This window comes from Rathayibacter sp. AY1D9 (genome assembly GCF_002932395.1).
Taxonomy (GTDB): domain Bacteria; phylum Actinomycetota; class Actinomycetes; order Actinomycetales; family Microbacteriaceae; genus Rathayibacter.
On record NZ_PSVQ01000003.1, the window covers coordinates 34908 to 59612 of the forward strand.

The window sequence follows — 24705 nt, forward strand, 5'->3', positions numbered from 1 at the left end:
ACAGGTGAGGGGTGCCTGGCATCTCGGGGCGGGGAGGGCAAGAGGGAGGCGGAAATCGGGGATCACTGTCGCCGGAGGGGTGCGACAGGGCACGCTGTGACGATGAGCGAAGACCACGCCGTCCGAGTCCGCGACCTGCGGAAGGACTACGGGGGCGCTCCGGCGGTCGCGGGAGTCTCCTTCGACATCCACCGGGGCGAGACCTTCGCGCTCCTCGGCCCGAACGGCGCCGGGAAGTCGACGACCATCGAGATCCTCGAGGGCTACCGCGACCGCTCCGGCGGCGAGGTGTCGGTGCTCGGGGTCGACCCGCGCCACGGCGACCTGGCGTGGAAGGCGCGTCTGGGGATCGTCCTGCAGTCCAGCGGCGAGTCCGGCAACGCGACGGTCCGCGAGCAGATCGCGCACTTCGCCAGCCTCTATCCGCGACCGCGCGACGTCGACGAGACCATCGAGGCCGTCGGGCTGACGTCCAAGGCCCGCTCGCGCATCGGGCGCCTCTCGGGCGGCCAGCGCCGCCGCGTCGACGTCGCCCTCGGCATCATCGGCCGTCCCGAGCTGGTGTTCCTCGACGAGCCCACCACGGGATTCGACCCCGAGGCCCGCCACTCCTTCTGGGACCTGATCGCCCTGCTCAAGAGCGAGGGCACGACCATCCTCCTCACCACCCACTACCTCGACGAGGCCGCCCGCCTCGGCGACCGCGCCGCCGTGATCTCCGGCGGGCGGCTCCTGGCCATCGGCCCGATGAGCGCGATCGGAGGGGACGAGGCGCGCGTCCCGATCGTGCAGTGGCGCGAGGACGGCGTGCTGCACCGGCTGCGCACCACCGAGCCCGCCCGGACCGTCGCCGAGCTGCACTCCCGGATCGGTGAGCCGACGGCCCTCGAGGTCGTCCGCCCCAGCCTCGAGGACATCTACCTCGACCTCATCCGCGAGGACCGCGACGCGGTCGACCTGATCGGAGAGCCCGCGTGACCGCCGTCGCCACCCGCCCCCGCACTCTCTCCACCGGCCCGGGACGCACCGTCCGCCTCGGACTCGCCCGGGCCCGCTACGAGATCCGCTCGTACTTCCGCGCTCCGGACCAGGTGTTCTTCACCTTCCTCTTCCCGGTGCTGCTCCTGACGATCTTCTCGGTCGCGTTCGGCGACACCGCGGTGATGCAGGCGAACCCGCAGGACCCGGGCATCCCGATGGCGGAGTACTACGTGCCGGGCCTGGCCGCGGCCGGGATCCTGCTCTCGGGCGTCCAGAACCTGGGCGTCGACATCGCGGTCGAGCGCGGCGACGGCACGCTCAAGCGCCTCGCGGGAGCACCGCTGCCGGTCTTCAGCTACTTCATCGGCAAGTTCGGCCAGGTGCTCGTGACGAGCCTCGCGCAGACGGCCCTGCTGCTCCTCGTCGCGGCGACGGTGTTCTCGGTCGAGCTGCCCACCGACAGCGGACGCTGGGCGACCTTCGCCTGGGTCTACCTGGCAGGAGTCGCGACGTCGGCCATCCTCGGCATCGCCGTCTCCGCGCTGCCCCGCTCGGGCAAGAGCGCGACCGCCGTGATCGTGCCGCCGCTGCTCGTGCTGCAGTTCATCTCGGGGTCGTACCTGTCGTTCACGACGCTGCCGGACTGGCTGCAGAACACGGCGAGCGTCTTCCCGCTCAAGTGGATCGCGCAGGGCATGCGCGCCGTGTTCCTGCCGAGCGGGTTCGAGGAGGCGGAGGTGAACGGGTCGTGGGACCTCGGCGGCGTCGCGCTGGTGCTCGGTATCTGGCTCGTCGTGGGGCTCGTCGCCTGCCGCTTCGGCTTCCGCTGGATCCGCCGCGACAGCTGAGCCGGAGGAGGCCGCGGCCGGAGGGCGCGCGTCCCCGCGAGCGCGGGGCCTGCGCGCGCAGACCGCGCGGACTCAGACCGCGGTGCCGACCACGACGGGCTCGGGGTGCAGCAGCACGCCGAACTCCGCCAGGACGCGGCCCTGGACGTACCGGGCGAGCTCGGCGACCTGTTCGGCCGTCGCTCCTCCGCGGTTGGTCAGGGCGAGGGTGTGCTTGCTCGACACGGCGGCCCGCGAGCCGGGCAGGGCGAAACCGCGCGAGACGCCGGCGTGCTCGATCAGCCACGCGGCGCTGAGCTTCACCAGGCCGTCGGCGCGGGGAGGCACGGGCAGCCCGACGGGCGCTCCTGCCTCGACCGCGGCGAGCGGGGTGATGACGGGCGCCTCCGCCGTCGGCTCGACCGGCCAGCGCGGCGCCTCGGGCGGCAGGGAGTCGGCGAACGCGCTCGTGACGAGGGGGTTGGTGAAGAAGGAGCCGGCGCTCGCGGTGTCCGGGTCCTCCGGATCGAGGACCATGCCCTTGCCCGCACGCAGCGCCAGCACGGTCTCGCGCACCCGCGCGAGCGGTACGCGGTCGCCGAGCGCGACTCCGAGCGCCGACGCCAGCTGACCGTAGGCGACGGGAGTGCCGTCGCCCTCGGCGCCGACCTCCTCGAGCGCGAACTCGACGGCCAGCACCGCGCCCCGGCGGCCCTGCTTGATCACGGAGGTGCGGTAGGCGAACTGCAGCTCCTCCGCCGTCAGCCGGACGGGCTCGCGGGCGCCCTCGTCGAGGAAGTCGACCGCGACCAGCGTGTCCGAGAGCTCCTGGCCGTAGGCGCCGATGTTCTGCACGGGCGACGCACCGACCGTGCCGGGGATGCCGCTGAGGGCCTCGAGGCCCGCCCAGCCGCGCTCCACGGTCGTCGCGACGAGGCCGTCCCACGACTCGCCCGCCTGGACCCGCAGGAGCACGCGCCCCGGCTCGTCGGAGGGGAGCCGCTCGACGCCGGTGGTGCGCACGCGCACGACCGTGCCCTCGACCCCGTCGTCGCCCACGAGGAGGTTGGAGCCGCCGCCGAGCAGCAGCCACGGCTCGTCGTCCGACCACAGGCCGATGAGCGTCTCGACCAGCTCCGCCTCGGTGGCGGGCTCGACGAGGCGCTCGGCGGGTCCGCCGACGCGGAGGGTGGTCAGGGCGGAGAGCAGCGGCGCGGAGGTCACGCGAGTCGGACCCGTGCCTGGGCCTTGCCGAGGACGGACTGGCCCTCGACCGAGACGGCGAGGTCGACGCGGACCCAGCCCTCCTCGGCGTTCACAGCACCGATCCTGGCGACCACGTCGATCGCGGCGCCGTCGCGCGGGTCCACCACGACGGGGCGGGTGAAGCGCACCTGGTAGTCGACCACGCGTCCGGGGTCGCCGACCCAGTCGACGACGACCTGCACCGCGGTGCCCATCGTGAGCATGCCGTGCGCGAGTACGCCGGGCAGGCCGACCTCGGCGGCGACGTCGTCGCGGTAGTGGATGGGGTTGAAGTCGCCCGAGGCGCCCGCATAGCGCACCAGGGTGCCGCGGTCGATCGGGAAGCGGCTCTCGGCGACGACCTGGCCGACGCTCAGCTCGGCGAGAGCGGGCAGTGCGGTGCTCATTCGTCTCCCCTGACCACGAGGGTCGAGATCGCGGTGACGACGTGCTCGCCGCTCGCGTCGACCATGCGGGACTCGGTGGTGACCATCGAGTGGGCGCCGAGCTTCTTGATGGCGGCGACCGAGAGGGTCGCGGTCAGCTCGTCGCCGGCCACGACCGGACGGGACAGCACGAAGCGCTGGTCTCCGTGCACGACGCGGCTGAAGTCGATCCCGCCGTCGGGCTCGGCGAGCAGCTGCTGGAGCGTGAACTCCTGCACGACGACGGCGAAGGTGGGCGGAGCGACGAGGTCGGGGTGCCCGGCGGCGCGGGCGGCTTCGACGTCGTGGTGCAGGGGGGAGGTCGCGGAGACGGCGCGGGCGAACTCGCGCACCTTCTCGCGCCCCACCTGATAGGGCTCCGTGGGCGCGAAGACGCGCCCGACGAGTTCGGGGTTCACTGGCACCCGGCCATACTAGGCGCTGCCGTCGCGGGGCCCTCGGGGCTCCGGAGGCGCCGCCTGTGGTCACCCGGGTATGACCACCGGGAATTTCCCATCCGTGTATGGCTGACCCGCGGCCGAACTTCTCCGAAGCTGGCGGGCATGTCGACACCCACTCCCGAGCGCGACTGGGCGACCTACGCCCGCGAGCTCGGCACCAACATGCACCGGGCCCGCATCGCCAAGGGCGCCAGCCAGGAGCGGATCGCCCACGCGGCCGGGCTCGCGGGCTACACCTACCAGAAGTTCGAGAAGGGCGAGTCGAAGCCCGGCTCGCCCGCGAACCCCACGCTGCACACCCTCCTCGCGCTCTGCGAGGCGCTCGAGATCGAGCTGACGGACCTCCTGCCGCCCGATCCGCCGCGCACCTCACGCGGCGCCGAGTAGCCGGAGCACCGCGCCGGCCAGCCGCGACCCCGAGCTGAGATCGAGGTCGACCTCGCCGAGCCCGTCGGCCTCCAGGCGGAGCCTGTCCTCCCCCGACTCCCCCGGGCGGCACAGGGAGACGTGCACCGTCGCGCCCGCGGCCCCGTCTCGGCCCGCCCAGAGCACCACCGGGAGCGAGCTCGCCGCGGAGCGGTGCAGCCGCTCCCCCGCCGCGACCAGCTCGTCGTGCTCGCCCGCGCACCAGCGCGGGCACCCCTCGTCGTTCCTGCCGTCCATCCGCTCCTCCACGTTCCGCACCCCTCGGTCGAGGAGACCAGCCCACCAGGCGGTACCGACACCGAGGGCCCGCCGCGCCCCGATCCCGACCGGGGTGTGGACAGGAGACGGTCGTCCGCCCGTTGTGGAGGAGCGAGGACCAGGGTCCCATACGCAGGTGGTGCCGCCAGGGGTCCGGCACGAAGCACCGGCGCGGTGTCAGCGGTGGACGATCAGCCAGGTCGCGATCGCCGTGGTCGAGCCCGTGTTGACCATGCGGTGCGGCCGCTCGCACGGGAACGTGATGGCGTCGCCCGGCCCGAGGACGACCGACTCGTCCTCGAACTCGACCGTCAGCTCTCCGAGCGTCACCGTCCCCATCTCGAACCCGTCGTGGCGGAGCAGCTGCCGGTGCGCCGTCGAGGTCGAGCCCGGCGGGTAGGTCGACTCGAAGAAGTCGACGGCGTCCAGCGGACGCGGCGCCAGACGGCGGAACAGCACTCCGCCCTCGAGCGCCACGGGCGCCGACTCGCGCGCCCGGACGACCGCGGTCTCGACCGGCGCCGACGCGCCCTGGTCGAACACGGCGGACAGCGGGACCCCCAGCGCGTCCACGAGGGCGATCAGCCGGCCGACCGAGGGCTGCATGGCTCCGCGCTCGATCTGCGAGACGGCGCTCACGGAGATGCCGAGTCGCCCGGCGAGTGCCTTCAGCGACAGGCCCGCCGAGAGCCGCAGCTCCCGCAGCCGGGCGCCGAGTCCGGCCCCGTCCGCGATCGCCCGGGCGGCCGCCTCGTCGGGCGCGGTGTCGTCGGAGGGCATGGCCCGTCCCCTCTCGCGGATCGTCACACAGCCGTAACGGAGCCGAAACGAGCGGCGGCCTCCCGACTCGTAGCGTGGCCCGCGTGAAGTGATCACTTCACTCGGAACGCTCTCCGCGACGCCCAGCCTCCTCGGCCGGACGTCCCGACCACCCTGACACATCCGCTCCGTGCCGCTCTGCGCACGACCGCCCGAGAGGTGGATCCACCCATGTCCGACCGCGTCACCGCACCCCGAGTCACCGCTCCCCCCGTCGATCCGGATCCCGCCGCCGCGGCGAGCGCCGGCTACGACGACCGCCTCTCCAACGAGGACCTCGCCCCGCTCCGGAAGCAGCGCTGGTCGAGCTACAACATCTTCGCGTTCTGGATGTCGGACGTGCACAGCGTCGGCGGGTACGTGACCGCGGGCTCGCTCTTCGCGCTGGGCCTGGCCGGCTGGCAGGTGCTCGTCGCCCTGGTGGTGGGCATCGTGATCGTGCAGGTCTTCTGCAACCTCGTCGCCAAGCCCAGCCAGGTCACCGGCGTGCCCTACCCCGTCATCAACCGCGCGATCTTCGGCATCCGCGGCGCGAACATCCCGGCGATCATCCGCGGACTGATCGCGATCGCCTGGTACGGCGTGCAGACCTACCTGGCGGCGCAGTCGCTGAACATCGTCTTCCTCAAGTTCTTCCCGGGCATGGCCGCCCTGAACACGCCCGAGGCGTCGTTCCTCGGCCTCTCGGCCCTGGGCTACCTCTCCTACGCGATCCTCTGGGTCGCGCAGGCCGCGCTGTTCTGGCGGGGCATGGAGTCGATCCGCCGCTTCATCGACTGGGCGGGACCGGCGGTCTACGTGGTGATGCTCGTGCTGGCCGTCTACCTGGTGTCGCAGGCGGGCTGGGAGAACATCTCGCTCACCCTCGGCTCCGGCGAGCCGCTCGACCTCGCCGCCGCGGTGCCGGTGATGATCTCGGCCGTCGCCCTGGTCGTCTCCTACTTCTCGGGCCCGATGCTCAACTTCGGCGACTTCTCCCGGTACGCCCGCAGCTACGGCGCCGTGAAGCGCGGCAACCTGCTCGGCCTCCCGATCAACTTCCTCTTCTTCTCCCTCCTCACCGTGATCACCGCCTCGGCGACCGTGCCGGTCTTCGGCGAGCTGATCACCGACCCGATCGAGACCGTCGAGCGGATCGACACCTGGTTCGCCGTGCTCCTCGGCGGGCTCACCTTCGTCATCGCGACGATCGGCATCAACATCGTCGCCAACTTCATCTCCCCCGCGTTCGACTTCTCGAACGTCAACCCGAAGAAGATCAGCTGGCGGATGGGCGGCATGATCGCCGCCGTCGGCTCGGTGCTGCTCACCCCGTGGAACTGGTACTCGAACGACACCGCCATCCACTACACGCTCGGCATCCTCGGCGCGCTGATCGGACCGCTGTTCGGCGTCCTCATCGCGGGCTACTACCTGATCAGCCGCCAGCGCGTCTGGGTGGACGACCTCTACACGATGAGCGAGAAGGGCCGCTACTGGTTCTCGCGCGGCTTCAACCCCAACGCCGTCTGGGCGACCGTGATCGGCGGAGTCCCCTCCGTCGCCTCGGTGCTCGTGCCGCGCTGGATCGCGGAGGCGGGAGGCGCGGAGTTCACCTGGCTCGGCGACTACAGCTGGTTCCTCGGCTGCGGGCTCGGGTTCGTCGCGATGGCCGTGCTCGAGCGGCGCGCGCCGCGGATCGGGCGCCTCGACGAGGACCTCGAGCACGTCAGCGACGGCTCGACCGTCTGATCCGGCCGGCACGGAGGAGGGATCCGCCCCGGCCGCTCCGCATCCCGCGGACCGGCGGCCGGGCGGGTCCCTCCCCCTCCCGGCACCCGAACCGAGGAACCACCATGCGCATCACCGTCGTCAACCCGAACACCAGCACTGCGATGACCGCGGCGATCGGCCGGGCCGCCCGCTCCGTCGCCTCGCTCGGCACCGAGATCACGGCCGTCACCCCGCCGATGGGTCCGGCGTCGATCGAGAGCCACTACGACGAGGCGCTCGCCGTGCCCGGCGTCCTGCACGAGATCGCCCGGGCGGAGGCGGCCGGCTGCGACGGCGCGGTCATCGCGTGCTTCGGCGACCCGGGCGTCGACGCCGCGCGCGAGATCGCGAGCGGCCCGGTCGTGGGGATCGCCGAGGCCGCCATGCACATGGCCGCGCTCGTCGGCCGGGGCTTCAGCGTGGTCACCACGCTCTCGCGCACGAGCGGCCGCGCCTGGGACATCGCCCGCCGCGCCGGGTTCGGCGACGCCTGCCGCCAGGTGCGCGCCTGCGACATCCCGGTGCTCGAGCTCGACGACCCCCGCTCCGACGCCCGCCGCGCGATCCTGGCGGAGTGCGCCGAGGCGCTGACCGTGGACGGATCCGACTCGATCGTGCTGGGCTGCGCGGGCATGGCCGACCTGTGCCGCGACCTCTCACAGGAGCTGGGCGTGCCCGTGATCGACGGCGTCGCCTCGGCGGTGCGCCTCGTGGAGGGGCTCGTCGCGATGGGCGTCAGCACCTCGCGGCGCGACGAGTACGCCGCGCCGCGGACGAAGGCGATGGCGGGGCTGCTCGCTCCGTTCGAGCGGGTCTGAGGCTCCGCACCCCGCACGGTCGGGTGTTCTACCGGACCGCCGGGCCGGACCCACCTGCGAGGATCGGGGGATGAGCGTCCTCCGCGATCTCGGCCTCGGTGCCCGGCTCTTCCTCCGCGGCTTCCGCACCTGGGTCCGCTCGCCGCGGGCGATGCTCCTCGGCGCGATCCCGCCCCTGATCGTCGGCCTGGTCTTCGTCGGCGTGCTGGTCCTGGTGCTCACGCGGGTGCAGGACGCGGTGACCGCGCTCACCCCGTTCGCCGGCGGCTGGGACGAGGGCACGGCCGCCACCGTCCGCCTGGTGCTCTCGATCGCGGTGGTCGGCGCCGTGCTCGCCCTCGGCGTGGTCCTCTTCGCCGCGGTGACCCTGCTGGTCGGCGACCCCTTCTACGAGCGGATCTGGCGGCGGGTCGAGGACGACCTCGGCGGCGTGCCCGACGAGCGCGAGAGCACCTTCTGGCAGGGGGTCGGCCGCGGCCTCCGCGACTCCGCCGTGCTGGTCGCCACCTCCCTCGGGATCGGCGTGGTCCTGGTGCTGCTGGGCCTGGTGCCGCTGGTCGGCTCGATCGTCGGCCTCGTCGCCGGCGCCCTGGTCGGCGGGAGGGCCCTCGCGCTCGAGCTGACCGGGTTCGCGGGCGACGCCCGGGGGCTCTCCCTCCGCGACCGCCGCCGCCTCCTCGGCGAGCACCGCGCGGTCTCGCTCGGCTTCGGCATCGCCGTCTACCTGGCGTTCCTCGTCCCCGGGGGCGCGGTCGTCGCCACCCCCGCCGCGACGGCCGGCGCGACCCTCCTGCTCCGGACCCTGCGGGGCGAGCCGACCGAGCGGCCGGCCGCCTGACACCGCTTGGCCGCCGCCCGGCTCTCCCCTAGACTCGCCGCGTGCGCACGTCGATCCGAAGCCCCTGGTGGCCCGCCTCCTAGGCGGACCGACGCGCAGACCCCTCGCACGCGACCGCCTCCTCCGGGCGGTCGTTCTGCATGTCAGGGCCCGGGTGGGGCACGACCCGATTCAAGGACCACGATGACCTCGCTCCTCTCCCGCATCCTCGCCTCCGACGGGACGCTGCCGTTCGCGGTGGTCCTCCGCCAGGGCCGCGACGCCGTCGACGTGTTCACGGGCGACGTGCTCGACGTCGAGGGCCTGGCCGACATCCCGCTCGACGGCGACGACGTGCTGACCCTCGTGCCCTACCGGCAGGTGCGCGAGCGCGGCTTCGCGGCGAAGGACGACGGAGCCCCGCTGCGCAACCTCGTGGTGCGCGAGCGCGAGAGCGTCCCCCTGGCGGAGGTGCTGCGGCTCCTGCCCGAGCGGGAGATCCCGGTCGAGGAGCGCGGCTTCGACGTGCCGGACGACGAGTACGCCGACATCGTCCGCCGGGTGATCGAGGACGAGATCGGCCGCGGCGAGGGCGCCAACTTCGTCATCAACCGCGCCTTCGTCGCGCAGACCGACGCGCCGCCCGTCGAGGCGGTCCTGGCCTGGTTCCGCCGCCTGCTCACCGACGAGTCCGGCGCGTACTGGACCTTCGCGATCCACACCCCCGGCGTCGACGGCGCGCAGACGGTCACCGCCGTCGGCGCGACCCCCGAGCGCCACGTCTCGGTGCGCGACGGCGTCGCGATGATGAACCCGATCAGCGGCACCTTCCGCCACCCCGCGGCCGGACCCACCGGGGAGGAGGTGCTCGCGTTCCTCGCCGACGTCAAGGAGAGCGAGGAGCTCTTCATGGTCGTGGACGAGGAGATGAAGATGATGAGCGCGGTCTGCCCGGACGGCGGCCGCATCCTCGGGCCGTTCCTCAAGCAGATGTCGCGGCTCAGCCACACCGAGTACCTGCTCGAGGGCCGCACCGGACTCGACGTGCGCGAGGTCCTGCGGCTGACGATGTTCGCGCCCACGGTCACCGGCTCGCCGATGGAGAACGCGTGCGCCGTGATCGCCGAGTACGAGAAGGAGCCGCGCGGCTACTACTCCGGCGTGCTCGCCCTCTTCGAGCCGGAGGAGCACGGCTACACGGTCGACGCCCCCATCCTCATCCGCACCGCCTACCTCCGCGCGGACGGCCGCCTCACCGTGCCGGCCGGCGCGACGCTCGTGCGCCACTCCACCCCCGAGGGCGAGGTCGCCGAGACGCGGGCGAAGGCGTCGGGCGTCCTCTCCGCCCTGGGCCTGCTGCCGCACCGCGAGGTGCCGCCGGCCATCGACCTGAACGCGCAGCCGGGCGTGCAGGAGGCGCTCGAGGCGCGCAACGAGCGGCTCGCCTCGTTCTGGCTCCGGCCCCAGGCGCCCGAGCACATCGCCGGCCTCGCCGGGCACACCGCGCTGATCGTCGACAACGAGGACCAGTTCACGACGATGCTCGCCCACCAGCTGCGCCACCTCGGGATGGACGCCCGGGTCGAGCGCTGGTCGGAGGTCGCCGACGTGCTGAGCGACGACCTCGTCGTCTTCGGCCCCGGCCCGGGCGACCCCCGCGACGACTCCGACCCGCGGATCGCGCACCTGCGCTCGCTGATGACCACCCGCCTCGAGGCGGAGCGGCCGATGCTCGCCGTCTGCCTCAGCCACCAGATGCTCTCACTGCTGGCGGGCCTCCCGGTCGAGCCGCTGCCCGCGCCCCGCCAGGGCGTGCGCCTGGCGGTGGACGTGTTCGGCGAGGACGCCGCGATCGGCTTCTACAACACCTTCTCCTCCGTCGCCCCCGGCGTCGCGCGCACGCCCCGGCTGGGGCTCGAGGTCTCGGTCGACCCGGAGACGGGAGTGGTCAACGCCCTCCGCGGCGAGCACGTCGCGTCGGTGCAGGGGCACCTGGAGTCGGTGCTCTCCTCCGACGGCCTGCGCACCCTGGAGCGGCTGGTCCGCACCGCGACCGCTCAGCCCGCGCGCGCATGAGCGGCCTGCGGCTGATCGCGTCGCCCGCCTACCCGGCCGAGCTGCAGGAGGCGGTGGCCGCCGCCGTGCGCGCGGCGGCCGAGGCGGCGCGCGGCTGGTACGGGCGCGGCGACAAGATCGCGGCGGACGAGGCGTCGGTCGCGGCGATGCGCGCCGTGCTGGCCGACGCTCCGTTCGACGGCGTCGTCGTGATCGGCGAGGGCGAGAAGGACGAGGCCCCGATGCTCGCGAACGGCGAGCGCCTCGGCCGCGCCTCCGCTCCCTCCTGCGACGTGGCGGTCGATCCGCTCGACGGCACCCGGCTCACGGCGGAGGGGCTCCCCGGCTCGGTGAGCGTGATCGCGCTCGCCCCGCGCGGCACGCTGTTCGACCCGCGCGACGTGTTCTACATGGACAAGCTGGTCTGCTCTGCAGCGGGCCGGGGCGCCGTCTCGCTCGACCTCCCTCCCGCCGAGAACGCCGCACGGCTGGCGGCGGCGCTCGGGAAGCCCGTCGCGGAGCTGGTCGTCGTCGTGCTCGACAAGCCGCGTCACTCCGGGCTGATCGCGGCCCTGCGCGCGGTCGGGGTCGCGCTCGAGCTGCGCGGCGAGGGCGACGTGTCGGTCGCGATCGAGGCGGCCGATCCCGCGGGCCGCGTCGACCTCGTCCTCGGCATCGGCGGCACCCCGGAGGGAGTGGTCGCCGCCTGCGCCGTCCGCGCCCTCGGCGGGGTCATGGAGGGGCGCCTCGCCCCCCAGACCGCACCGGAGCGCGCCAACGCCCTGGCCGCCGGCCACGACCTCGACCGCCTGCTGACCCTGGAGGACCTGGTCTCCTCGGACGACGTGCTCTTCGCGGGCTGCGCGGTCTGAGACCTCTCCCACGGGCAGGACCTCGCCCGGGAAAGCCGAAGGCCCCGGCTCGACGCGCGAACCGGGGCCTTCTCGCTGTAGCGGGAGCGGGACTTGAACCCGCGACACCACGATTATGAGCCGTGTGCTCTAACCACCTGAGCTACCCCGCCGCGCGTTCTTCGCAGGTCTGGCCTGCGGGGAACGGAGCCCCCTGTGGGAATCGGACCCACTACCTCTTCCTTACCAAGGAAGTGCTCTACCAATGAGCTAAGGGGGCGCACCTGCGGGTCTGACAGCCCCTCTCGGGGCGTGCCCGCGATTTGGCACCGTTAGACGATAGCACCTCCGCGGAGCGTCGATGACCGCGGGGGACGCGCCCCCGCGGCCGCCCGTCTGCGGCTACGCCCGGCTCGCCTCGTCGAGCGCGGCGAGCTCCTCGGCGCTCAGCTCGAGGGAGGCCGAGGCGATCAGCGCCGGCAGCTGCTCCATCACGCGGGCGCTGGCGATCGGCGCGACCACTCCGGGCTGCGAGCGGAGCCACGCGAGGGCCACCGTCGCCACCTCGGCGCCGTGCGCCTCCGCCGCCGCGTCGAGCGCCGCCAGCACCCGGCGGCCGCGGCCGTCGAGGTAGCGGGAGGCGCCGTCGGCGCGCGGACCCTCGGGCGTCGATCCGTCGCGGTACTTGCCGGTCAGGAATCCTGACGCCAGGGCGGAGTAGGGGACGACGGCCAGCCCCGCCTCGCGGGCGAGGGGCAGCAGGTCGGCCTCGATCCCGCGCTCCACGAGGTTGTAGTGCGGCTGCAGCGCGACGGGCGCGTGCAGGCCCTCCTCGCCCGCGATGCGCAGCCACTCCGCGACGCGATCGGCGCTGAAGTTCGACACTCCGATCGCGCGGACCAGGCCCTGGTCCACGAGCTCCGAGAACACGGCGGCGATGTCGGCCATCGGCACGGCCTCGTCGTCGAAGTGGGCGTAGTAGAGGTCGATCCGGTCGGTCGCGAGGCGCTCGAGGGAGGCGCGGGCGGCCGCGCGCACGGTGTCGGGCGCGAGGCCGGTGAACTGCGGGTGGCGGCCCGCCTTCGTCGCGATCACCACGTCGTCCCGGTCCCCCGAGCGATGCGCGAGCCACTCGCCGATGATCGTCTCGGACTCGCCGCCCGTGTTGCCCGGGACCCAGGCGGAGTAGGCGTCGGCGGTGTCGATGAAGTCGCCGCCCGCGGCCGTGTAGCCGTCGAGGACGTCGAAGGAGGTCTGCCGCCCCGCGGTCCAGCCGAAGACGTTGCCGCCGAGCGAGAGCGGGAAGACGTCGATGCCGGAGTCGCCGAGCGGCGAGCGGGTGACGGAGGAGGATGCTGCGCTGTCGATGCTCATCCCCCGATTCAAGACCCGCTCCCCGCCGTGATCGATCCCCCTCCCGCGCATGCGCGGCAAGGACTCAGGCTCTCAGCGCCGCGGGTAGTCGGCGTAGGCGAAGCGCGTCGAGTCCGGCGCCCAGCCGGAGACGTTGATCGTCCCCTGCCCGCCGTGGAGGCGCTCCAGCACGCGGCCGGGCTCGAGCGTCGCGCGCCCGGGGAGGTCGAGCAGCCGCAGCTCGACGTCGACGTTCTCGGGGTGCCCGGCTGTCCCCTCCGGATAGGCGAGGTAGAGCAGGTGCGCGCCGTCGGGCGACTCGTGCGGGAACCAGTCGACCGTGTCCGACTCGACCAGGCGGGAGAGCGCGGAGCCGTCGAGACCGATGCGGAACAGCTGCGCCCCGCCTCCGGCCCGCTCGGAGTTGAAGACGAGGGTGCGGCCGTCGGCCGAGACGTCGACGCCGTCGTCGGCCGGCTCGTCGTCGGTCAGGGCGGTGAGCGCGCCTCCTCCGGCTGGCATCGTGTAGACGTCGGTCCGCCACCGCCCGGAGGCGTCGCCGCCGCCGATCAGCGCGAGGGTCGCGCCGTCGGGCGAGACGCCGTGCAGGTAGTGCTTGAAGCGCGCGCCCTCGCGCTCGGCGGTCAGGCGGCGGGCGGGGGCGGAGCCGTCGAGCTCGACCGCGTAGAGGTGCCCGTCGCGCGCCGAGACGTAGGCGAGCCCGCCGGACGGGGCGAGCACGTGGTCGTTGTTGAGCTCGGCCGGCACCCCGTCGAGCGGGATCGGCTCGAGCACGGCCGCCCCCTCGAGCGGCAGCCGGAAGAGGCCGCCGTCGCCGTTCACGATCAGGGCGGAGCCGTCCGGAGTCCAGTTCGGCGCCTCCACGAGGACGGAGTCGGACTCGAAGACGGTCGTCGACTCCCCCGTCGCGAGGTCGTGGACGCGGAGTCGGCAGAGCTGGTCGGGGAGGAGCGAGCGGGCCATGCTCCCCACGGTAGGGCCCTGGCGGATCACGACGGGGCCGTCAAGCCTCTCCGCACTCAGGTTGCGCGGGAGGGCGCTCCGATATTCTTGACCGACTTATGCGCTGGGTACACCTTGGGAGGAACATGTGATGCTCCTCATCCTCGTGATCTCGTTCGCGATCGCCGTGGTGACCCCCTGGCTGGTGGACCGGTTCGGGCCGAAGACGTTCTACGCGCTGGCGCTGATCCCGGCCGCGAGCTTCGTCGCCACCGCGACCGCCCTGCCGACGATCCTCGACGGCGGCGAGATCCGCGAGTCCGTGCCGTGGATCCCCGCGCTCGACATCGCCCTCTCCTTCCGCCTGGACGCGCTCTCGATCGTCCTCGCCCTCGTGGTCAGCGGAGTCGGCGCCCTGGTCCTCGCCTACTGCGCGACGTACTTCAGCCGCGACGAGCCCTCGCTGGGCCGGTTCGCAGCGCTCCTGTCCGCGTTCGCCGGAGTGATGTACGGGCTGGTCACGGCCGACGACGTGATCATCCTCTTCGTCTTCTGGGAGGCGACGAGCGTCCTCTCCTACCTCCTCATCGGCCACTACAGCGGGCGCAAGGAGAGCCGGGGTGCCGGTCTCCAGGCGCTCCTGGTCACGACTCTCGGCGGGCTGGCGATGCTGGTCGGGGTCATCGTCCTAATCGTGCAGGCCGGCACCACCAGCCTCTCCGGGATCGTCGCCGCCGCCCCCTCCGGCCCGATCGTGTCGACGGCCCTGGTGCTGGTGCTGCTCGGCGCGTTCTCGAAGTCGGCCCTGGTGCCGTTCCACTTCTGGCTGCCGGCCGCGATGGCCGCTCCCACGCCGGTCAGCGCCTACCTGCACGCCGCCGCGATGGTGAAGGCCGGCATCTACCTCGTCGCGCGCCTCGCGCCGGGCTTCGCCGACGACTCCGTCTGGCTGCCCGTGGTGGTGAGCGTCGGAGTCTGGACCATGCTCGTCGGCGGCTGGCGCTCGCTCCGGCAGTACGACCTCAAGCTCGTGCTGGCCTACGGCACCGTCAGCCAGCTCGGCTTCCTGACCGTCGCCGTCGGCTTCGGCTCGCGCGACGCCGCGCTGGCCGGACTGACCCTGCTCGTCGCCCACGCTCTCTTCAAGGCGCTGCTCTTCCTCACCGTCGGCATCGTCGACCACCGCGCCGGCACGCGCGACCTCCGCAAGCTCAGCGGCCTGGGACGGCAGGCGCCGGTGCTCGCGAGCGCCGCCCTCGTCGGCGTGCTGTCGATGGCGGGCATCCCGCCGCTGCTGGGCTTCGTCGCCAAGGAGGCCGTGTTCACGAGCCTGATCTCGGCGATCGAGCAGGGCTCGTTCTGGGCCTGGGTCGCGCTGGTCGGCCTCGTCCTCGGCTCGATCCTCACCGTGGCCTACTCCGCGCGCTTCTTCTGGGGCGCCTTCGCCCGGAAGAAGGGGCTCGAGGACACGCACCTGCACGCCGAGCCGTGGACCTTCACCGTCGCCCCGGTACTGCTGGCCGCCGCCAGCGTGATCGGCGGGATCGCCGCCTCCGTGCTCGACCCGCTCGTCGCCGTCTACGCGGACACCCTCCCCTACGCCGCTCCGGACGCCGACCCGGAGCTCGCCGCCGCCGCGGAGGCCTCCGACCACGGCGGCTACCACCTCGCGCTCTGGCACGGCTTCGAGCCCGCGCTGGCACTCAGCGCCCTCGTGATCGCCGTCGGACTCCTGCTCTTCGCCAAGCGCGTCGCCGTCGCGCGCGCCCAGTCGATGCTGCCCAACCGGATCGACTCGGCCGAGGGCTACTGGGCCACCGTCCGCTGGCTCGACCGAGTCGCCAGCACGGTCACCGAGTCCGTCCAGCGCGGCTCGCTCCCCCGCTACCTGACGGTGATCTTCGCGGTCTTCGTCCTCGGCGTCGGCGGTGCGGCCGCCCTCAACCGCACCTGGCCGGGCGATCTCGTCTTCTGGGACAGCCCGGGCCAGCTCGCGGTCGCGGCCGTGATGATCCTCGCGGCGGTGCTGTGCGCGATCGCCCGCAACCGGGTCGCCGCCGTGCTGCTGGCCGGCGCCACCGGCTACGGGATGGTGGCCCTCTTCGCCCTGCAGGGCGCACCGGACCTCGCCCTCACCCAGGCGCTGATCGAGACGGTGACCCTCGTGGTCTTCGTCCTGGTGCTGCGCCGCCTCCCGACCCGCATCGCTGCGAAGCACCAGCCGATGCGCAAGCGCCTGCGCGCCGTCATCGGCATCGCGGTCGGAGCGGTCATGGCCCTCGCCGCCACCATCGCCCTCGGCGCCCGGACCGCGACGCCGATCTCGGCCGAGCTGCCCCGCCTCGCCTACGAGGAGGGCAAGGGCCGCAACATCGTCAACGTCCTGCTCGTCGACATCCGCGCCTGGGACACGATGGGCGAGATCTCGGTCCTCGTCGTGGTCGCCACCGGCGTCGCGAGCCTGATCTTCCTCTCCAGCCGGGCCGGAGGCGCTCCCCGCCTCGAGTCGCAGAGCGCCGACGACCGCCGCGAGCGCGCGATGGACCTGACCACCTCCTCCGCCGACGCCGAGCGCGACGGCGACCGGGGCTCCTGGCTCGTCGCCGGGCGCACGCTCCGGCCGGAGAACCGCTCGATCGTGCTCGAGGTGCTGGTGCGCCTGCTCTTCCACCCCGCGATGATCGTGTCGGTCTACCTGCTCTTCACCGGACACAACACCCCGGGCGGAGGCTTCGCGGGCGGCCTGCTCGCCGGTCTCGCCCTCGTCGCGCGCTACCTCGCCGGCGGCCGCTTCGAGCTCGGCGAGGCCGCGCCGATCGACGCGGGCAAGGTCCTCGGACTCGGCCTCTTCTTCGCCGTCGGCACCGCCGTCTCCTCCCTCGCCTTCGGCCTCGAGGTCCTCGAATCGAGCTGGCTCGACCTCGAGGTGCCGGTGCTGGGCGAGCTCCACCTGGGCACGTCCACCCTCTTCGACATCGGGGTGTACCTGATCGTGATCGGCCTCGCCCTCGACATCCTCCGCAGCCTCGGCGGCGAGGTCGACCGCCACGGCGAGGAGGCCGAGCAGGGCTCCCCCTCGGGCGACGGCGTCACGCACTCGACCGACAGCACCCCCGGCCCCGGCCAGGGCACGGTCGACGGGCTCGAGACCTCGCTCCCCACCGGCTCCACGGTCGTCGGCGGACCGGGCAGGGGGGACGGCGCATGAGCATCACCCTCGTCCTCGTCGTCGTGATGGCGGTGATGTACGCGGCGGGCGTCTACCAGATGCTCGAGCGCAGCCTCACCCGCATCCTGATCGGGTTCCTGCTCGTCGGGAACGCGACCAACATCCTCATCCTGCTGATGGCCGGCCGCTCGGGCATCGCGCCGTTCGTCACCGACGACGGGCGCTCCTACGAGCAGATCGCCGCCGAGATGGCCGACCCGCTGCCGCAGGCGCTGATCCTCACCGCGATCGTGATCACCTTCGGGGTGTCCGCCTTCCTCCTCGCGATGATCTACCGGCGCTGGCGCCTCGCCAACGCCGACCAGGTGGAGGACGACGAGACCGACGCCTCCGTCCGCGAGGACGCGGCGGGCATCTCGGCCCAGACCACCGCCGACGACCGGGCGCTCGACGTCCTGCTCGAGTCCAGCGACGAGGGCACCGCCGCCAAGCACGGGGAGAGCGCCATGACCGACGACAGGAAGGAGGACCGATGAACGCCCTGATCCCGCTCGTCGTCACCCTCCCCCTCCTGGGAGCGGCCGTCGCGCTGATCCTCGGACGCCACCGGCGCGCGCAGATCACCGTGAACATCGTGACGCTCTCGAGCGTTCTGGTGATCTCCTCGGTGATGCTCGTGCTGGTCCTCACCGGCGACGGAGGCGGCAGCGCCGTCTACGTGGGCGGCTGGGAGCCGCCGTGGGGCATCGTGCTGGTCGTCGATCCGCTCGCCGCGCTGATGCTCGTGATCACCTCGATCACCCTGCTGGGCGTCCTGCTGTTCTCGGTCGGCCAGGGCCTCGTCGACGGCAACCGCGAGACGCCGGTCACGATCTTCCACCCGACCTACCTGATCCTCTCGGCGGGCATCCTCAACGCCTTCGTCGCGGGCGACCTCTTCAACCTCTACGTCGGCTTCGAGATCCTGCTGGCCGCGAGCTACGTGCTGATCACCCTGGGCGGCACCGCGCCGCGGATCCGCGCCGGCACGACCTACGTGGTCGTCAGCCTGGTCTCGAGCGTGTTCTTCCTCTCGGCCATCGGTCTGCTCTACGGCGCCACCGGCACGGTCAACATGGCGCAGCTCTCGATCCGCATCGCCGAGCTCCCCGCCGACGTGCAGCTGGTGCTCCACGTGGTGCTGCTGCTCGGTTTCGGCATCAAGGCGGCCGTCTTCCCCCTGTCGTTCTGGCTCCCGGACTCCTACCCCACGGCTCCGGCGCCGGTGACCGCCGTCTTCGCCGGACTCCTCACCAAGGTCGGCGTGTACGCACTGATCCGCACCGAGACCCTGCTCTTCCCCGGAGGGAGGCTGAGCGAGGTGCTGCTGGTGGTGGCGCTGCTGACGCTGATCGTCGGCATCCTCGGCGCCGTCGCGCAGGCAGACATCAAGCGGATGCTGTCCTTCACGCTGGTCTCGCACATCGGCTACATGGTCTTCGGGATCGCCGTGGGCACCCCGGCCGGCTACGCGGCGACGATCTTCTACGTCATCCACCACATCACGGTGCAGACGACGCTCTTCCTCGCGACCGGCCTGATCGAGCGCGTCGGCGGTACCACCTCGATCCTGCGCCTCGGCGGGCTGCTCAAGGCCTCGCCGCTGCTGGCGCTGCTCTACTTCATCCCCGCGATGAACCTCGGCGGGATCCCGCCGTTCACCGGCTTCCTCGGCAAGGTGGGGCTCTTCGTCGCCGGCACGGAGTCGGCCGTCGACCAGCCGTCGTGGCTGATCTGGGCCGTCATCGCCGCCGGGGCCGTCACCTCGCTCCTGACCCTCTACGCCGTCGCGCGCGTCTGGAACATGGTCTTCTGGCGCCGGCAGGAGGAGGTGCCCGGCTACGAGTCGCCCCTGATCGACCAGCTGCAGGAGGACCCCCACGACACGGGCAGCATCCGCACCCGCCACTCGCCGCCGATGATGGTGCTCGCCACCGCGGGGATGGTCGTCGTCGGCGTCGTGCTGACCGTCGGCGCCGGTCCCCTCTACGACGCGAGCGAGCGAGCGGCGAGCGCGGTCGCCGACCCCGCGACCTACATCGCGACCGTCTACCGCGACTCGTCCTTCGGAGAGGAGGGGCCGCGATGAGCCCCCGCCGCCGCGTCGACATCTGGAACCGCGTCGCGATGTTCGTGACCCTCGTCGGGATCTGGGTGCTGCTCTGGGACGACGTCTCGGTGCTGTCGATCGTCACCGGCTTCCTGGTCGCCCTGCTGATCACCCGGGTGTTCTACCTGCCGCCGGTCGAGTTCTCGAACCGCATCAACCCGTGGTTCGTGCTCCTCTTCCTCCTGCGCCTGCTGGCCGACATCGCGGTGGCCTCGGTGCGGGTGTCCTGGCAGATCCTGACCCTGCCGGTCCCGGTGCACAACGCCATCGTCGCCGTGCACCTGCGCAGCCGCTCCGAGGGGATGCTCGTCTGGACGACGGAGGCCGTCTCGCTCGTCCCCGGCTCCCTGGTGATCGACGTGGACCCGCAGCTGAACGTCCTCTACCTGCACGTGCTCGGCGTGACCCACGACGAGGGCGAGCGGATCGACGAGGTGCGCCGGACGGTCCTCCGGACGGAAGCGCGCATCGTCCGGGCCATCGGCTCCCGCGAGGACGTGCAGCGCGTGAATCGGCCGATCGAGGCCGGATCGGGGGTGGTCCGGTGATCGACTGGCTGATCTGGATCCTGGTGCCGGTCTTCGGCGCCGCCTGCCTGCTCGCGCTCGCGCGGATCCTCCGCGGTCCATCCGTGCTCGATCGGGTCGTCGCGGCCGACGTGCTCGTCGCGACGATCATCTGCGGGATCGGCGCCGAGATGGCGGTCAACCACCACGCGCGGACCCTGCCCGTCGCGCTCGGGCTCGCGCTGTTCGCCGTCTTCGGATCGATCAGCGTCGCCAAGTTCATGGCCAACCGCGAGGAGGACTGACATGGACCTGTTCTTCGACGTGCTCACCGCTGTGCTGCTGCTGGTCGGCGCCCTGCTCTCGCTGCTGGCCGCGATCGGCTTGATGCGGTTCGACGACCTGCTCTCCCGGATGCACGCGGGCACGAAGCCGCAGGTGCTCGGACTGATCTGCGTGATGCTCGCGGTCGCCATCCGGAACCCCGGCTTCGCCGCCGCGGGGACCATCGTGCTGGTGATCGGCTTCCAGCTGCTGACCGTGCCCGTCTCGGCGCACATGGTCGGCCGGGCGGCCTACCGGGCCGAGGCCGTCTCTCCCGGGTACCTCGTCGCCGACGAGCTCGCGGAGGCGGTCACCCGCGCCGACGAGCAGGCCCGCGCGACCGGGCCCGAGACCGCGCACGCGTCCGAGGAGCGGGCGCGCACCTCCTCCGCGCCCCCGCCCGAGGACGAGGACGGCCCGGCCGCGACCGCCTAGGCGACGAGGACGAGCTGCACGGCGGAGGCGCCGGTCATGCTGCGCAGCGCGAATCCGCCGATCGCGAGGGTGACGGCGACCAGGCCGCCGACCAGCAGCACCAGCAGCGGCACCACCCACAGCAGCGCCCGTCGGCGTCGGGCTCGGGCCTCGTCCGGCGTCTCTTCGATCACCCGTCGACTGTACGGGACGGCGGGGGGCGTGCCCCCGGCGCCCCTGAGCCGCCCGATAAACTCGACCCCATGACCCTGGACTCCGCTCTCTCCGGCGCGCCCGAGAACTCCCCCGGCCCCGACTCCGAGGCCGAGCACCGCCGGGGAGCCGAGTGGTGGCGCACCGCCGTCATCTACCAGATCTACCCGCGCTCCTTCGCGGACGCGGACGGCGACGGCATCGGCGACCTGCCCGGCATCGCCTCGCGCCTCGAGAGCCTCGCCGAGCTCGGCGTCGACGCGATCTGGCTCTCGCCCTTCATGACCTCGCCGCAGAAGGACGCGGGCTACGACGTCGCCGACTACTGCGACGTCGATCCGCTCTTCGGCACCCTCGCCGACTTCGACGCGATGCTCGCCCGCGCTCACGCCCTGGGCATCCGCATCATCGTCGACCTCGTCCCCAACCACTCCTCCAGCGCCCACCGCTGGTTCCAGGAGGCGCTCGCCGCTCCCGCGGGCAGCGCCGAGCGGGCGCGCTACCTGTTCCGCGACGGCCGGGGCGAGTCGGGCGAACTGCCCCCGAACAACTGGGAATCGGTCTTCGGCGGCCCCGCGTGGACCCGCGTCATGGAGCCCGACGGCTCGGCCGGCCAGTGGTACCTGCACCTCTTCGACACCTCGCAGCCCGACTTCGACTGGACGAACGAGTGGGTGCGCGAGCGCTTCCGGGAGGTCCTCCGCTTCTGGCTCGACCGCGGCGTCGACGGCTTCCGCGTCGACGTCGCGCACGGGATGATCAAGGCCGAGGGGCTGCCCGACTACACGCCGCCCGCCGACAGCGGGTCGATGGGCGGAGTCGCTCCCGCCGACGGCGAGGAGCCCGCCACCGCCCCCTACTGGGCGCAGGACGGCGTCCACGAGATCTACCGCGACTGGCACTCCCTGCTCGCCGAGTACCCGGACGACCGCGTGCTCTGCGCCGAGGCGTGGGTGCAGCCCCTCTCCAAGCTCGCCCGCTGGGTCCGCCCCGACGAGATGCACCAGGCCTTCAACTTCGCCTACCTCGAGACCCCGTGGAGCGCACCCGCCCTCCGCGACATCATCGACTCCTCCGTCGAGGCCTTCGCCGCCGTCGGCGCCCCGTCGACGTGGGTGCTGTCGAACCACGACGTCGTGCGCCACGCGAGCCGCCTGGCCCTGACGTCCGACAACCCGCAGGGCTACGGCATCGGCCCGCGCACGCCCGGACTCCCCGACCCCGTCCTGGGGCTGCGCCGCGCTCGTGCCGCGACCGCCCTCATGCTCGCGCTCCCCGGCTCCGCCTACGTCTACCAGGGCGAGGAGCTCGGGCTCCCCGAGGCGATCGACCTGCCGGACTCGGCGCGTCAGGACCCGACCTGGTTCCGCACGGGCGGCGAGCGCTACGGCCGTGACGGCTGCCGGGTGCCGATCCCGTGGGAGGCGGACGCACCCGCGTACGGCTTCAGCGGCACCGGCGACTCCTGGCTGCCGCAGCCCGGCGACTGGACGCCGCTCGCGCGCGACCGCCAGCGCGGTGTCGCGGGCTCGACGCTCGAGCTGTACCGGTCCCTGCTCGCGGTGCGCCGCGCCGAGGACCTGGGCTCCGGCGCCGTCGAATGGCTCGAGGGCTACCCGGAGGACGTCGTGGCGTTCCGCAACGGAGCCGTCACGGTGATCGCGAACCTCGGCGAGGCTCCGGTCGAGCTGCCCGTCGGCTCCGTGGTGCTGTCCTCGGAGGAGCTGCACGAGCCGGCGCTGCCCGCCGACACCACGGTCTGGCTGCACGCGGAGTAGCGGGCCGCGGGGTCCGCCCGGCGGCTCCCGCGTCCCGCCGCCGGGTCAGCGCCCGGCGTTGGCCTTGAGCCAGAGGTAGGAGTCGACCTTCGTCACGCCGTCGAGGCGGATCTCGAAGTGCAGGTGCGGGCCGGTCGACATGCCGGTCGTGCCCACCAGGCCGAGGAGCTGACCGACCTTCACCGGGTCGCCCTCGGACACGGCCGCCGAGCCGTGCTGCATGTGCGCGTACACGCTCGAGACGAGCTGCCCGTCGATCTCGTGGTCGACGATCACGTGCACGCCGAGCGAGCCCTCGCCGTCGATGACCGTGCGCACGACGCCGTCGGCGATCGCCTGGATGGGCGAGCCGTCGCCCGGGTTGAAGTCGGTGCCGCCGTGGTTCACCGAGCAGCCCGCGCAGTTGCGGTAGCCGAAGCGGTCGCCCACCGGCACGCCGACGGCGAAGGGCCACTGGATCGACGCGTTCGGGTCGTTCGTGAAGCCGGTGTCGGAGGTGCGGACGATGTCGGCGACGTTGGTCTGCGTCTTGCGCTCCTGCACGCCGAACCCGTCGCGGGCGACCGTCTCGGCGCTGACCTCGCCGGCGACGAACGACTGCGCGCCGCGGCGGGCGTCGGCCCCGAAGGGGGTCGAGAGGCTCTGCGCCTGCACGTCCTCCGCGGTCAGGAGCGATGTGGCCGGCAGAGAGGTCGCCGCCACGATGGCCGCGACGAAGGAGAGGGCGACGAGTCCGCCGACCCGGGCCCGGCGCACGGGCCGGAGCGGCGTCACGCGCGGAGCGGGGACGGGCGCCGGGGCGCTGCGGACCGAGGCGACGCGGCGCTCCGCCTCGCGCAGCTGCTCCGCCGTGGGAGCCGCGAGGAGGTCGTCGGAGCCGCTCGCCAGCGAGACGTCGGAGGCGAGGGCCAGAGCGCGCTCGCGCTCGCGGAGCTCGCGACGGGAGAGGGGTGGAGTCGATTCGCCGGGGGTCGATGCAGGGGCAGCGGGGGCGGGCGAATCGGGGCTCACGAAATCGATGTCTTCCGTCGGGGGCAGGGGACGAGCGGGCCTCCAGGGAGAGGCACCGCTCGGCTCCGTGAGCGCAGCCTGTGCGAACATCACGAATTCATAAAGGATAACCACGGCCGGCGGGATCCGGCCAGAGGCCGCCGCGCACAGGCGCGATCGGGGCACGACGCGCGGCGAGCCCCGGCGGGATCCTGCGCCGATCCGCCTCTCGGCGCATGGAATCCTTGTCGGCTCGGCCTGGGAGAGCGGTTACACCTCGTCCGCGCGCAGGCGGCGCAGCAGATCCTCCAGCTCGGCGAAGAGAGGATCCGGTGCCGCGATGAGCAGCCCGGAGCCGAAGGGTGCGCCGTCGAGTCCCGCGACCCGCGCACCCGCCTCCTCGGCGATGAGGGCGCCCGCAGCGAGGTCCCACGAGTTCAGGCCCCGCTCGTAGTACGCGTTCAGCTGCCCGGTGGCCACCGAGCACAGGTCGAGCGCCGCCGAGCCGATGCGGCGGATGTCGCGGACCGAGCCCAGGAGCTCCTGCACCACGGCGCCCTGACGCATCCGGCGGCCCGCGTCGTAGCCGAAGCCGGTGCCGACCAGCGCGAGCGAGAGGGAGGAGGGAGCCGAGACCTGCAGCGCGACTCCGTCCCGCTCGGCTCCCCCGCCTCGGCTGGCCGTGGTCACCTCGCCCGTCGCTCCGTTCACGACCGCGCCGGCGAGCGCGGTCCAGGTCGCGGGATCCGGCTCCCCCTCCACCACAGCGATGCTGACCGCGTAGGAGGGGATGCCGTAGAGGTAGTTGACGGTCCCGTCGATCGGATCGACGACCCAGGTCAGCCCGCTCGTGCCGCCCCCCGACCCCGACTCCTCGCCGAGGAAGCCGTCGTCCGGACGCGCCTCGGCCAGGCGCCGGCGGATCAGCTCCTCGACCTCCCGGTCCGCGGCCGTCACCACGTCCTCCGGAGACGACTTCGACGCGGCGATCTCGACACCGTCCTCCCGCCGCTGGCGGGCGAGGTGCGCCGCCTCGACGGCGATCGAGCGGGCGATGGCGAGGAGGGGGGCGTTGTCGCTCATGGTCCCAGCCTAGGGATCGGGCCCATCA

At 72.9% G+C, this 24705-nt stretch carries 25 protein-coding genes and 2 tRNA genes; 15 read left to right on the forward strand and 12 right to left on the reverse strand.

The genetic code is table 11. The features are described from left to right. The first annotated feature begins 102 nt into the window (after window positions 1–102). Both C5C50_RS02680 and C5C50_RS02685 read left to right on the forward strand, forming a co-directional pair. Window positions 103–978, forward strand: coding sequence for an ABC transporter ATP-binding protein (locus C5C50_RS02680; RefSeq protein ID WP_104254889.1), 876 nt, complete (start codon window positions 103–105; stop codon window positions 976–978). Beyond that, window positions 975–1829, forward strand: a complete 855-nt coding sequence (locus tag C5C50_RS02685; protein WP_104223629.1) for an ABC transporter permease — start codon at window positions 975–977, stop codon at window positions 1827–1829. The genes C5C50_RS02680 and C5C50_RS02685 overlap by 4 nt, the downstream gene beginning before the upstream one ends. Before the next feature lie 72 nt (window positions 1830–1901). Here C5C50_RS02685 and C5C50_RS02690 read toward each other — a convergent pair whose 3' ends face one another. Genes C5C50_RS02690 through C5C50_RS02700 form a run of 3 tightly spaced genes read right to left on the reverse strand, consistent with a single transcriptional unit; the run spans window position 1902 to window position 3903 of the window. Further along, the gene (locus tag C5C50_RS02690; protein ID WP_104272786.1) at window positions 1902–3032 is read right to left on the reverse strand and encodes a UDP-N-acetylmuramate dehydrogenase; all 1131 of its coding nucleotides are present in this window, start codon (window positions 3030–3032) and stop codon (window positions 1902–1904) included. Further along, complete coding sequence (locus C5C50_RS02695) at window positions 3029–3460, reverse strand: MaoC/PaaZ C-terminal domain-containing protein (protein ID WP_104238284.1); 432 nt, start codon at window positions 3458–3460, stop codon at window positions 3029–3031. The genes C5C50_RS02690 and C5C50_RS02695 overlap by 4 nt, the downstream gene beginning before the upstream one ends. Beyond that, window positions 3457–3903, reverse strand: coding sequence for a MaoC family dehydratase N-terminal domain-containing protein (locus C5C50_RS02700; protein ID WP_104227045.1), 447 nt, complete (start codon window positions 3901–3903; stop codon window positions 3457–3459). Before C5C50_RS02700 ends, C5C50_RS02695 begins: the two co-directional genes overlap by 4 nt. 138 nt (window positions 3904–4041) lie before the next feature. Here C5C50_RS02700 and C5C50_RS02705 point away from each other — a divergent pair, with 138 nt between their 5' ends. Continuing rightward, window positions 4042–4326 (forward strand): helix-turn-helix domain-containing protein, encoded by a 285-nt coding sequence (locus C5C50_RS02705; protein ID WP_104223625.1) that lies wholly within the window; start codon window positions 4042–4044, stop codon window positions 4324–4326. On the opposite strand, the gene C5C50_RS02710 is transcribed toward C5C50_RS02705, so the two are convergent. Continuing rightward, on the reverse strand, window positions 4309–4602 hold the full coding sequence (locus C5C50_RS02710) for a DUF6907 domain-containing protein (RefSeq protein WP_104254833.1): 294 nt from the start codon (window positions 4600–4602) through the stop codon (window positions 4309–4311). The two genes, C5C50_RS02705 and C5C50_RS02710, sit on opposite strands and share 18 nt — an antisense overlap. Before the next feature lie 198 nt (window positions 4603–4800). Further along, window positions 4801–5403, reverse strand: coding sequence for a helix-turn-helix domain-containing protein (locus C5C50_RS02715; protein WP_104227043.1), 603 nt, complete (start codon window positions 5401–5403; stop codon window positions 4801–4803). 210 nt (window positions 5404–5613) lie between these two features. Here C5C50_RS02715 and C5C50_RS02720 point away from each other — a divergent pair, with 210 nt between their 5' ends. The 5 genes from C5C50_RS02720 to C5C50_RS02740 all read left to right on the forward strand — a co-directional run bounded on the left by C5C50_RS02720 (window position 5614) and on the right by C5C50_RS02740 (window position 11756). Beyond that, entirely contained in the window at window positions 5614–7173 is a 1560-nt protein-coding gene (locus tag C5C50_RS02720) for an NCS1 family nucleobase:cation symporter-1 (protein WP_104227042.1), read from the forward strand. A 104-nt stretch (window positions 7174–7277) separates the two neighbouring features. Continuing rightward, window positions 7278–8012 carry an aspartate/glutamate racemase family protein gene (locus C5C50_RS02725; RefSeq protein ID WP_104266753.1) on the forward strand — a complete coding sequence of 245 codons (735 nt, stop codon included), beginning with the start codon at window positions 7278–7280 and terminating at the stop codon, window positions 8010–8012. 70 nt (window positions 8013–8082) lie between these two features. Then, the gene (locus C5C50_RS02730; protein ID WP_104223620.1) at window positions 8083–8850 is read left to right on the forward strand and encodes an EI24 domain-containing protein; all 768 of its coding nucleotides are present in this window, start codon (window positions 8083–8085) and stop codon (window positions 8848–8850) included. A gap of 183 nt (window positions 8851–9033) precedes the next feature. After that, on the forward strand, window positions 9034–10905 hold the full coding sequence (locus tag C5C50_RS02735; protein WP_104254835.1) for an anthranilate synthase family protein: 1872 nt from the start codon (window positions 9034–9036) through the stop codon (window positions 10903–10905). Continuing rightward, a complete protein-coding gene (locus C5C50_RS02740; RefSeq protein ID WP_104260449.1) occupies window positions 10902–11756 on the forward strand; it encodes a fructose-bisphosphatase class II family protein in 855 nt (284 codons plus the stop codon). Before C5C50_RS02735 ends, C5C50_RS02740 begins: the two co-directional genes overlap by 4 nt. A gap of 78 nt (window positions 11757–11834) precedes the next feature. Here the strand turns inward: C5C50_RS02740 and C5C50_RS02745 are convergent. The 4 genes from C5C50_RS02745 to C5C50_RS02760 all read right to left on the reverse strand — a co-directional run bounded on the left by C5C50_RS02745 (window position 11835) and on the right by C5C50_RS02760 (window position 14072). Beyond that, window positions 11835–11908: transfer RNA gene (locus tag C5C50_RS02745), tRNA-Met, on the reverse strand. 35 nt (window positions 11909–11943) lie between these two features. Further along, window positions 11944–12015 (reverse strand) — tRNA-Thr (locus C5C50_RS02750). Between the two features lie 122 nt (window positions 12016–12137). Beyond that, on the reverse strand, window positions 12138–13109 hold the full coding sequence (locus C5C50_RS02755) for an aldo/keto reductase (RefSeq protein WP_104268589.1): 972 nt from the start codon (window positions 13107–13109) through the stop codon (window positions 12138–12140). 72 nt (window positions 13110–13181) lie between these two features. After that, window positions 13182–14072, reverse strand: a complete 891-nt coding sequence (locus tag C5C50_RS02760; protein ID WP_104268588.1) for a PD40 domain-containing protein — start codon at window positions 14070–14072, stop codon at window positions 13182–13184. Window positions 14073–14202: 130 nt separating this feature from the next. Here C5C50_RS02760 and C5C50_RS02765 point away from each other — a divergent pair, with 130 nt between their 5' ends. Genes C5C50_RS02765 through mnhG form a run of 6 tightly spaced genes read left to right on the forward strand, consistent with a single transcriptional unit; the run spans window position 14203 to window position 20634 of the window. After that, on the forward strand, window positions 14203–17259 hold the full coding sequence (locus C5C50_RS02765; RefSeq protein WP_104272787.1) for a Na+/H+ antiporter subunit A: 3057 nt from the start codon (window positions 14203–14205) through the stop codon (window positions 17257–17259). Continuing rightward, a complete protein-coding gene (locus tag C5C50_RS02770) occupies window positions 17256–17756 on the forward strand; it encodes a Na(+)/H(+) antiporter subunit C (RefSeq protein ID WP_104223614.1) in 501 nt (166 codons plus the stop codon). The genes C5C50_RS02765 and C5C50_RS02770 overlap by 4 nt, the downstream gene beginning before the upstream one ends. Further along, window positions 17753–19348, forward strand: a complete 1596-nt coding sequence (locus C5C50_RS02775) for a Na+/H+ antiporter subunit D (RefSeq protein ID WP_104223613.1) — start codon at window positions 17753–17755, stop codon at window positions 19346–19348. Before C5C50_RS02770 ends, C5C50_RS02775 begins: the two co-directional genes overlap by 4 nt. Continuing rightward, complete coding sequence (locus C5C50_RS02780; RefSeq protein WP_104234245.1) at window positions 19345–19917, forward strand: Na+/H+ antiporter subunit E; 573 nt, start codon at window positions 19345–19347, stop codon at window positions 19915–19917. Before C5C50_RS02775 ends, C5C50_RS02780 begins: the two co-directional genes overlap by 4 nt. After that, the gene (locus C5C50_RS02785; RefSeq protein ID WP_308471828.1) at window positions 19914–20180 is read left to right on the forward strand and encodes a monovalent cation/H+ antiporter complex subunit F; all 267 of its coding nucleotides are present in this window, start codon (window positions 19914–19916) and stop codon (window positions 20178–20180) included. The genes C5C50_RS02780 and C5C50_RS02785 overlap by 4 nt, the downstream gene beginning before the upstream one ends. A gap of 1 nt (window position 20181) precedes the next feature. Then, window positions 20182–20634 carry a monovalent cation/H(+) antiporter subunit G gene (gene mnhG, locus C5C50_RS02790; RefSeq protein ID WP_244229587.1) on the forward strand — a complete coding sequence of 151 codons (453 nt, stop codon included), beginning with the start codon at window positions 20182–20184 and terminating at the stop codon, window positions 20632–20634. On the opposite strand, the gene C5C50_RS16825 is transcribed toward mnhG, so the two are convergent. Beyond that, complete coding sequence (locus tag C5C50_RS16825) at window positions 20631–20807, reverse strand: hypothetical protein (RefSeq protein WP_181067860.1); 177 nt, start codon at window positions 20805–20807, stop codon at window positions 20631–20633. The genes mnhG and C5C50_RS16825 overlap by 4 nt on opposite strands. A 69-nt stretch (window positions 20808–20876) precedes the next feature. On the opposite strand from C5C50_RS16825, the gene C5C50_RS02795 reads away from it, so the two are divergent. Continuing rightward, window positions 20877–22604: a glycoside hydrolase family 13 protein gene (locus C5C50_RS02795; protein WP_104272788.1), complete on the forward strand. Its 1728-nt coding sequence runs from the start codon at window positions 20877–20879 to the stop codon at window positions 22602–22604. 45 nt (window positions 22605–22649) lie between these two features. Here the strand turns inward: C5C50_RS02795 and C5C50_RS02800 are convergent, their stop codons facing one another. Continuing rightward, complete coding sequence (locus tag C5C50_RS02800; protein WP_181133878.1) at window positions 22650–23615, reverse strand: M23 family metallopeptidase; 966 nt, start codon at window positions 23613–23615, stop codon at window positions 22650–22652. A gap of 249 nt (window positions 23616–23864) precedes the next feature. Then, the gene (locus tag C5C50_RS02805; protein WP_104272790.1) at window positions 23865–24677 is read right to left on the reverse strand and encodes an inositol monophosphatase family protein; all 813 of its coding nucleotides are present in this window, start codon (window positions 24675–24677) and stop codon (window positions 23865–23867) included. Between the last annotated feature and the right edge of the window lie 28 nt (window positions 24678–24705).

Bases quoted from the DNA above. Each gene is read 5' to 3' on its own strand.
- C5C50_RS02680 (WP_104254889.1), top strand. From the start codon at position 103: ATGAGCGAAGACCACGCCGTCCGAGTCCGCGACCTGCGGAAGGACTAC.
- C5C50_RS02695 (WP_104238284.1), bottom strand. From the start codon at position 3,460: ATGAGCACCGCACTGCCCGCTCTCGCCGAGCTGAGCGTCGGCCAGGTC.
- C5C50_RS02705 (WP_104223625.1), top strand. From the start codon at position 4,042: ATGTCGACACCCACTCCCGAGCGCGACTGGGCGACCTACGCCCGCGAG.
- C5C50_RS02710 (WP_104254833.1), bottom strand. From the start codon at position 4,602: ATGGACGGCAGGAACGACGAGGGGTGCCCGCGCTGGTGCGCGGGCGAG.
- C5C50_RS02715 (WP_104227043.1), bottom strand. From the start codon at position 5,403: ATGCCCTCCGACGACACCGCGCCCGACGAGGCGGCCGCCCGGGCGATC.
- C5C50_RS02720 (WP_104227042.1), top strand. From the start codon at position 5,614: ATGTCCGACCGCGTCACCGCACCCCGAGTCACCGCTCCCCCCGTCGAT.
- C5C50_RS02725 (WP_104266753.1), top strand. From the start codon at position 7,278: ATGCGCATCACCGTCGTCAACCCGAACACCAGCACTGCGATGACCGCG.
- C5C50_RS02730 (WP_104223620.1), top strand. From the start codon at position 8,083: ATGAGCGTCCTCCGCGATCTCGGCCTCGGTGCCCGGCTCTTCCTCCGC.
- C5C50_RS02735 (WP_104254835.1), top strand. From the start codon at position 9,034: ATGACCTCGCTCCTCTCCCGCATCCTCGCCTCCGACGGGACGCTGCCG.
- C5C50_RS02740 (WP_104260449.1), top strand. From the start codon at position 10,902: ATGAGCGGCCTGCGGCTGATCGCGTCGCCCGCCTACCCGGCCGAGCTG.
- C5C50_RS02755 (WP_104268589.1), bottom strand. From the start codon at position 13,109: ATGAGCATCGACAGCGCAGCATCCTCCTCCGTCACCCGCTCGCCGCTC.
- C5C50_RS02760 (WP_104268588.1), bottom strand. From the start codon at position 14,072: ATGGCCCGCTCGCTCCTCCCCGACCAGCTCTGCCGACTCCGCGTCCAC.
- C5C50_RS02765 (WP_104272787.1), top strand. From the start codon at position 14,203: ATGCTCCTCATCCTCGTGATCTCGTTCGCGATCGCCGTGGTGACCCCC.
- C5C50_RS02770 (WP_104223614.1), top strand. From the start codon at position 17,256: ATGAGCATCACCCTCGTCCTCGTCGTCGTGATGGCGGTGATGTACGCG.
- C5C50_RS02775 (WP_104223613.1), top strand. From the start codon at position 17,753: ATGAACGCCCTGATCCCGCTCGTCGTCACCCTCCCCCTCCTGGGAGCG.
- C5C50_RS02780 (WP_104234245.1), top strand. From the start codon at position 19,345: ATGAGCCCCCGCCGCCGCGTCGACATCTGGAACCGCGTCGCGATGTTC.
- mnhG (WP_244229587.1), top strand. From the start codon at position 20,182: ATGGACCTGTTCTTCGACGTGCTCACCGCTGTGCTGCTGCTGGTCGGC.
- C5C50_RS02795 (WP_104272788.1), top strand. From the start codon at position 20,877: ATGACCCTGGACTCCGCTCTCTCCGGCGCGCCCGAGAACTCCCCCGGC.
- C5C50_RS02805 (WP_104272790.1), bottom strand. From the start codon at position 24,677: ATGAGCGACAACGCCCCCCTCCTCGCCATCGCCCGCTCGATCGCCGTC.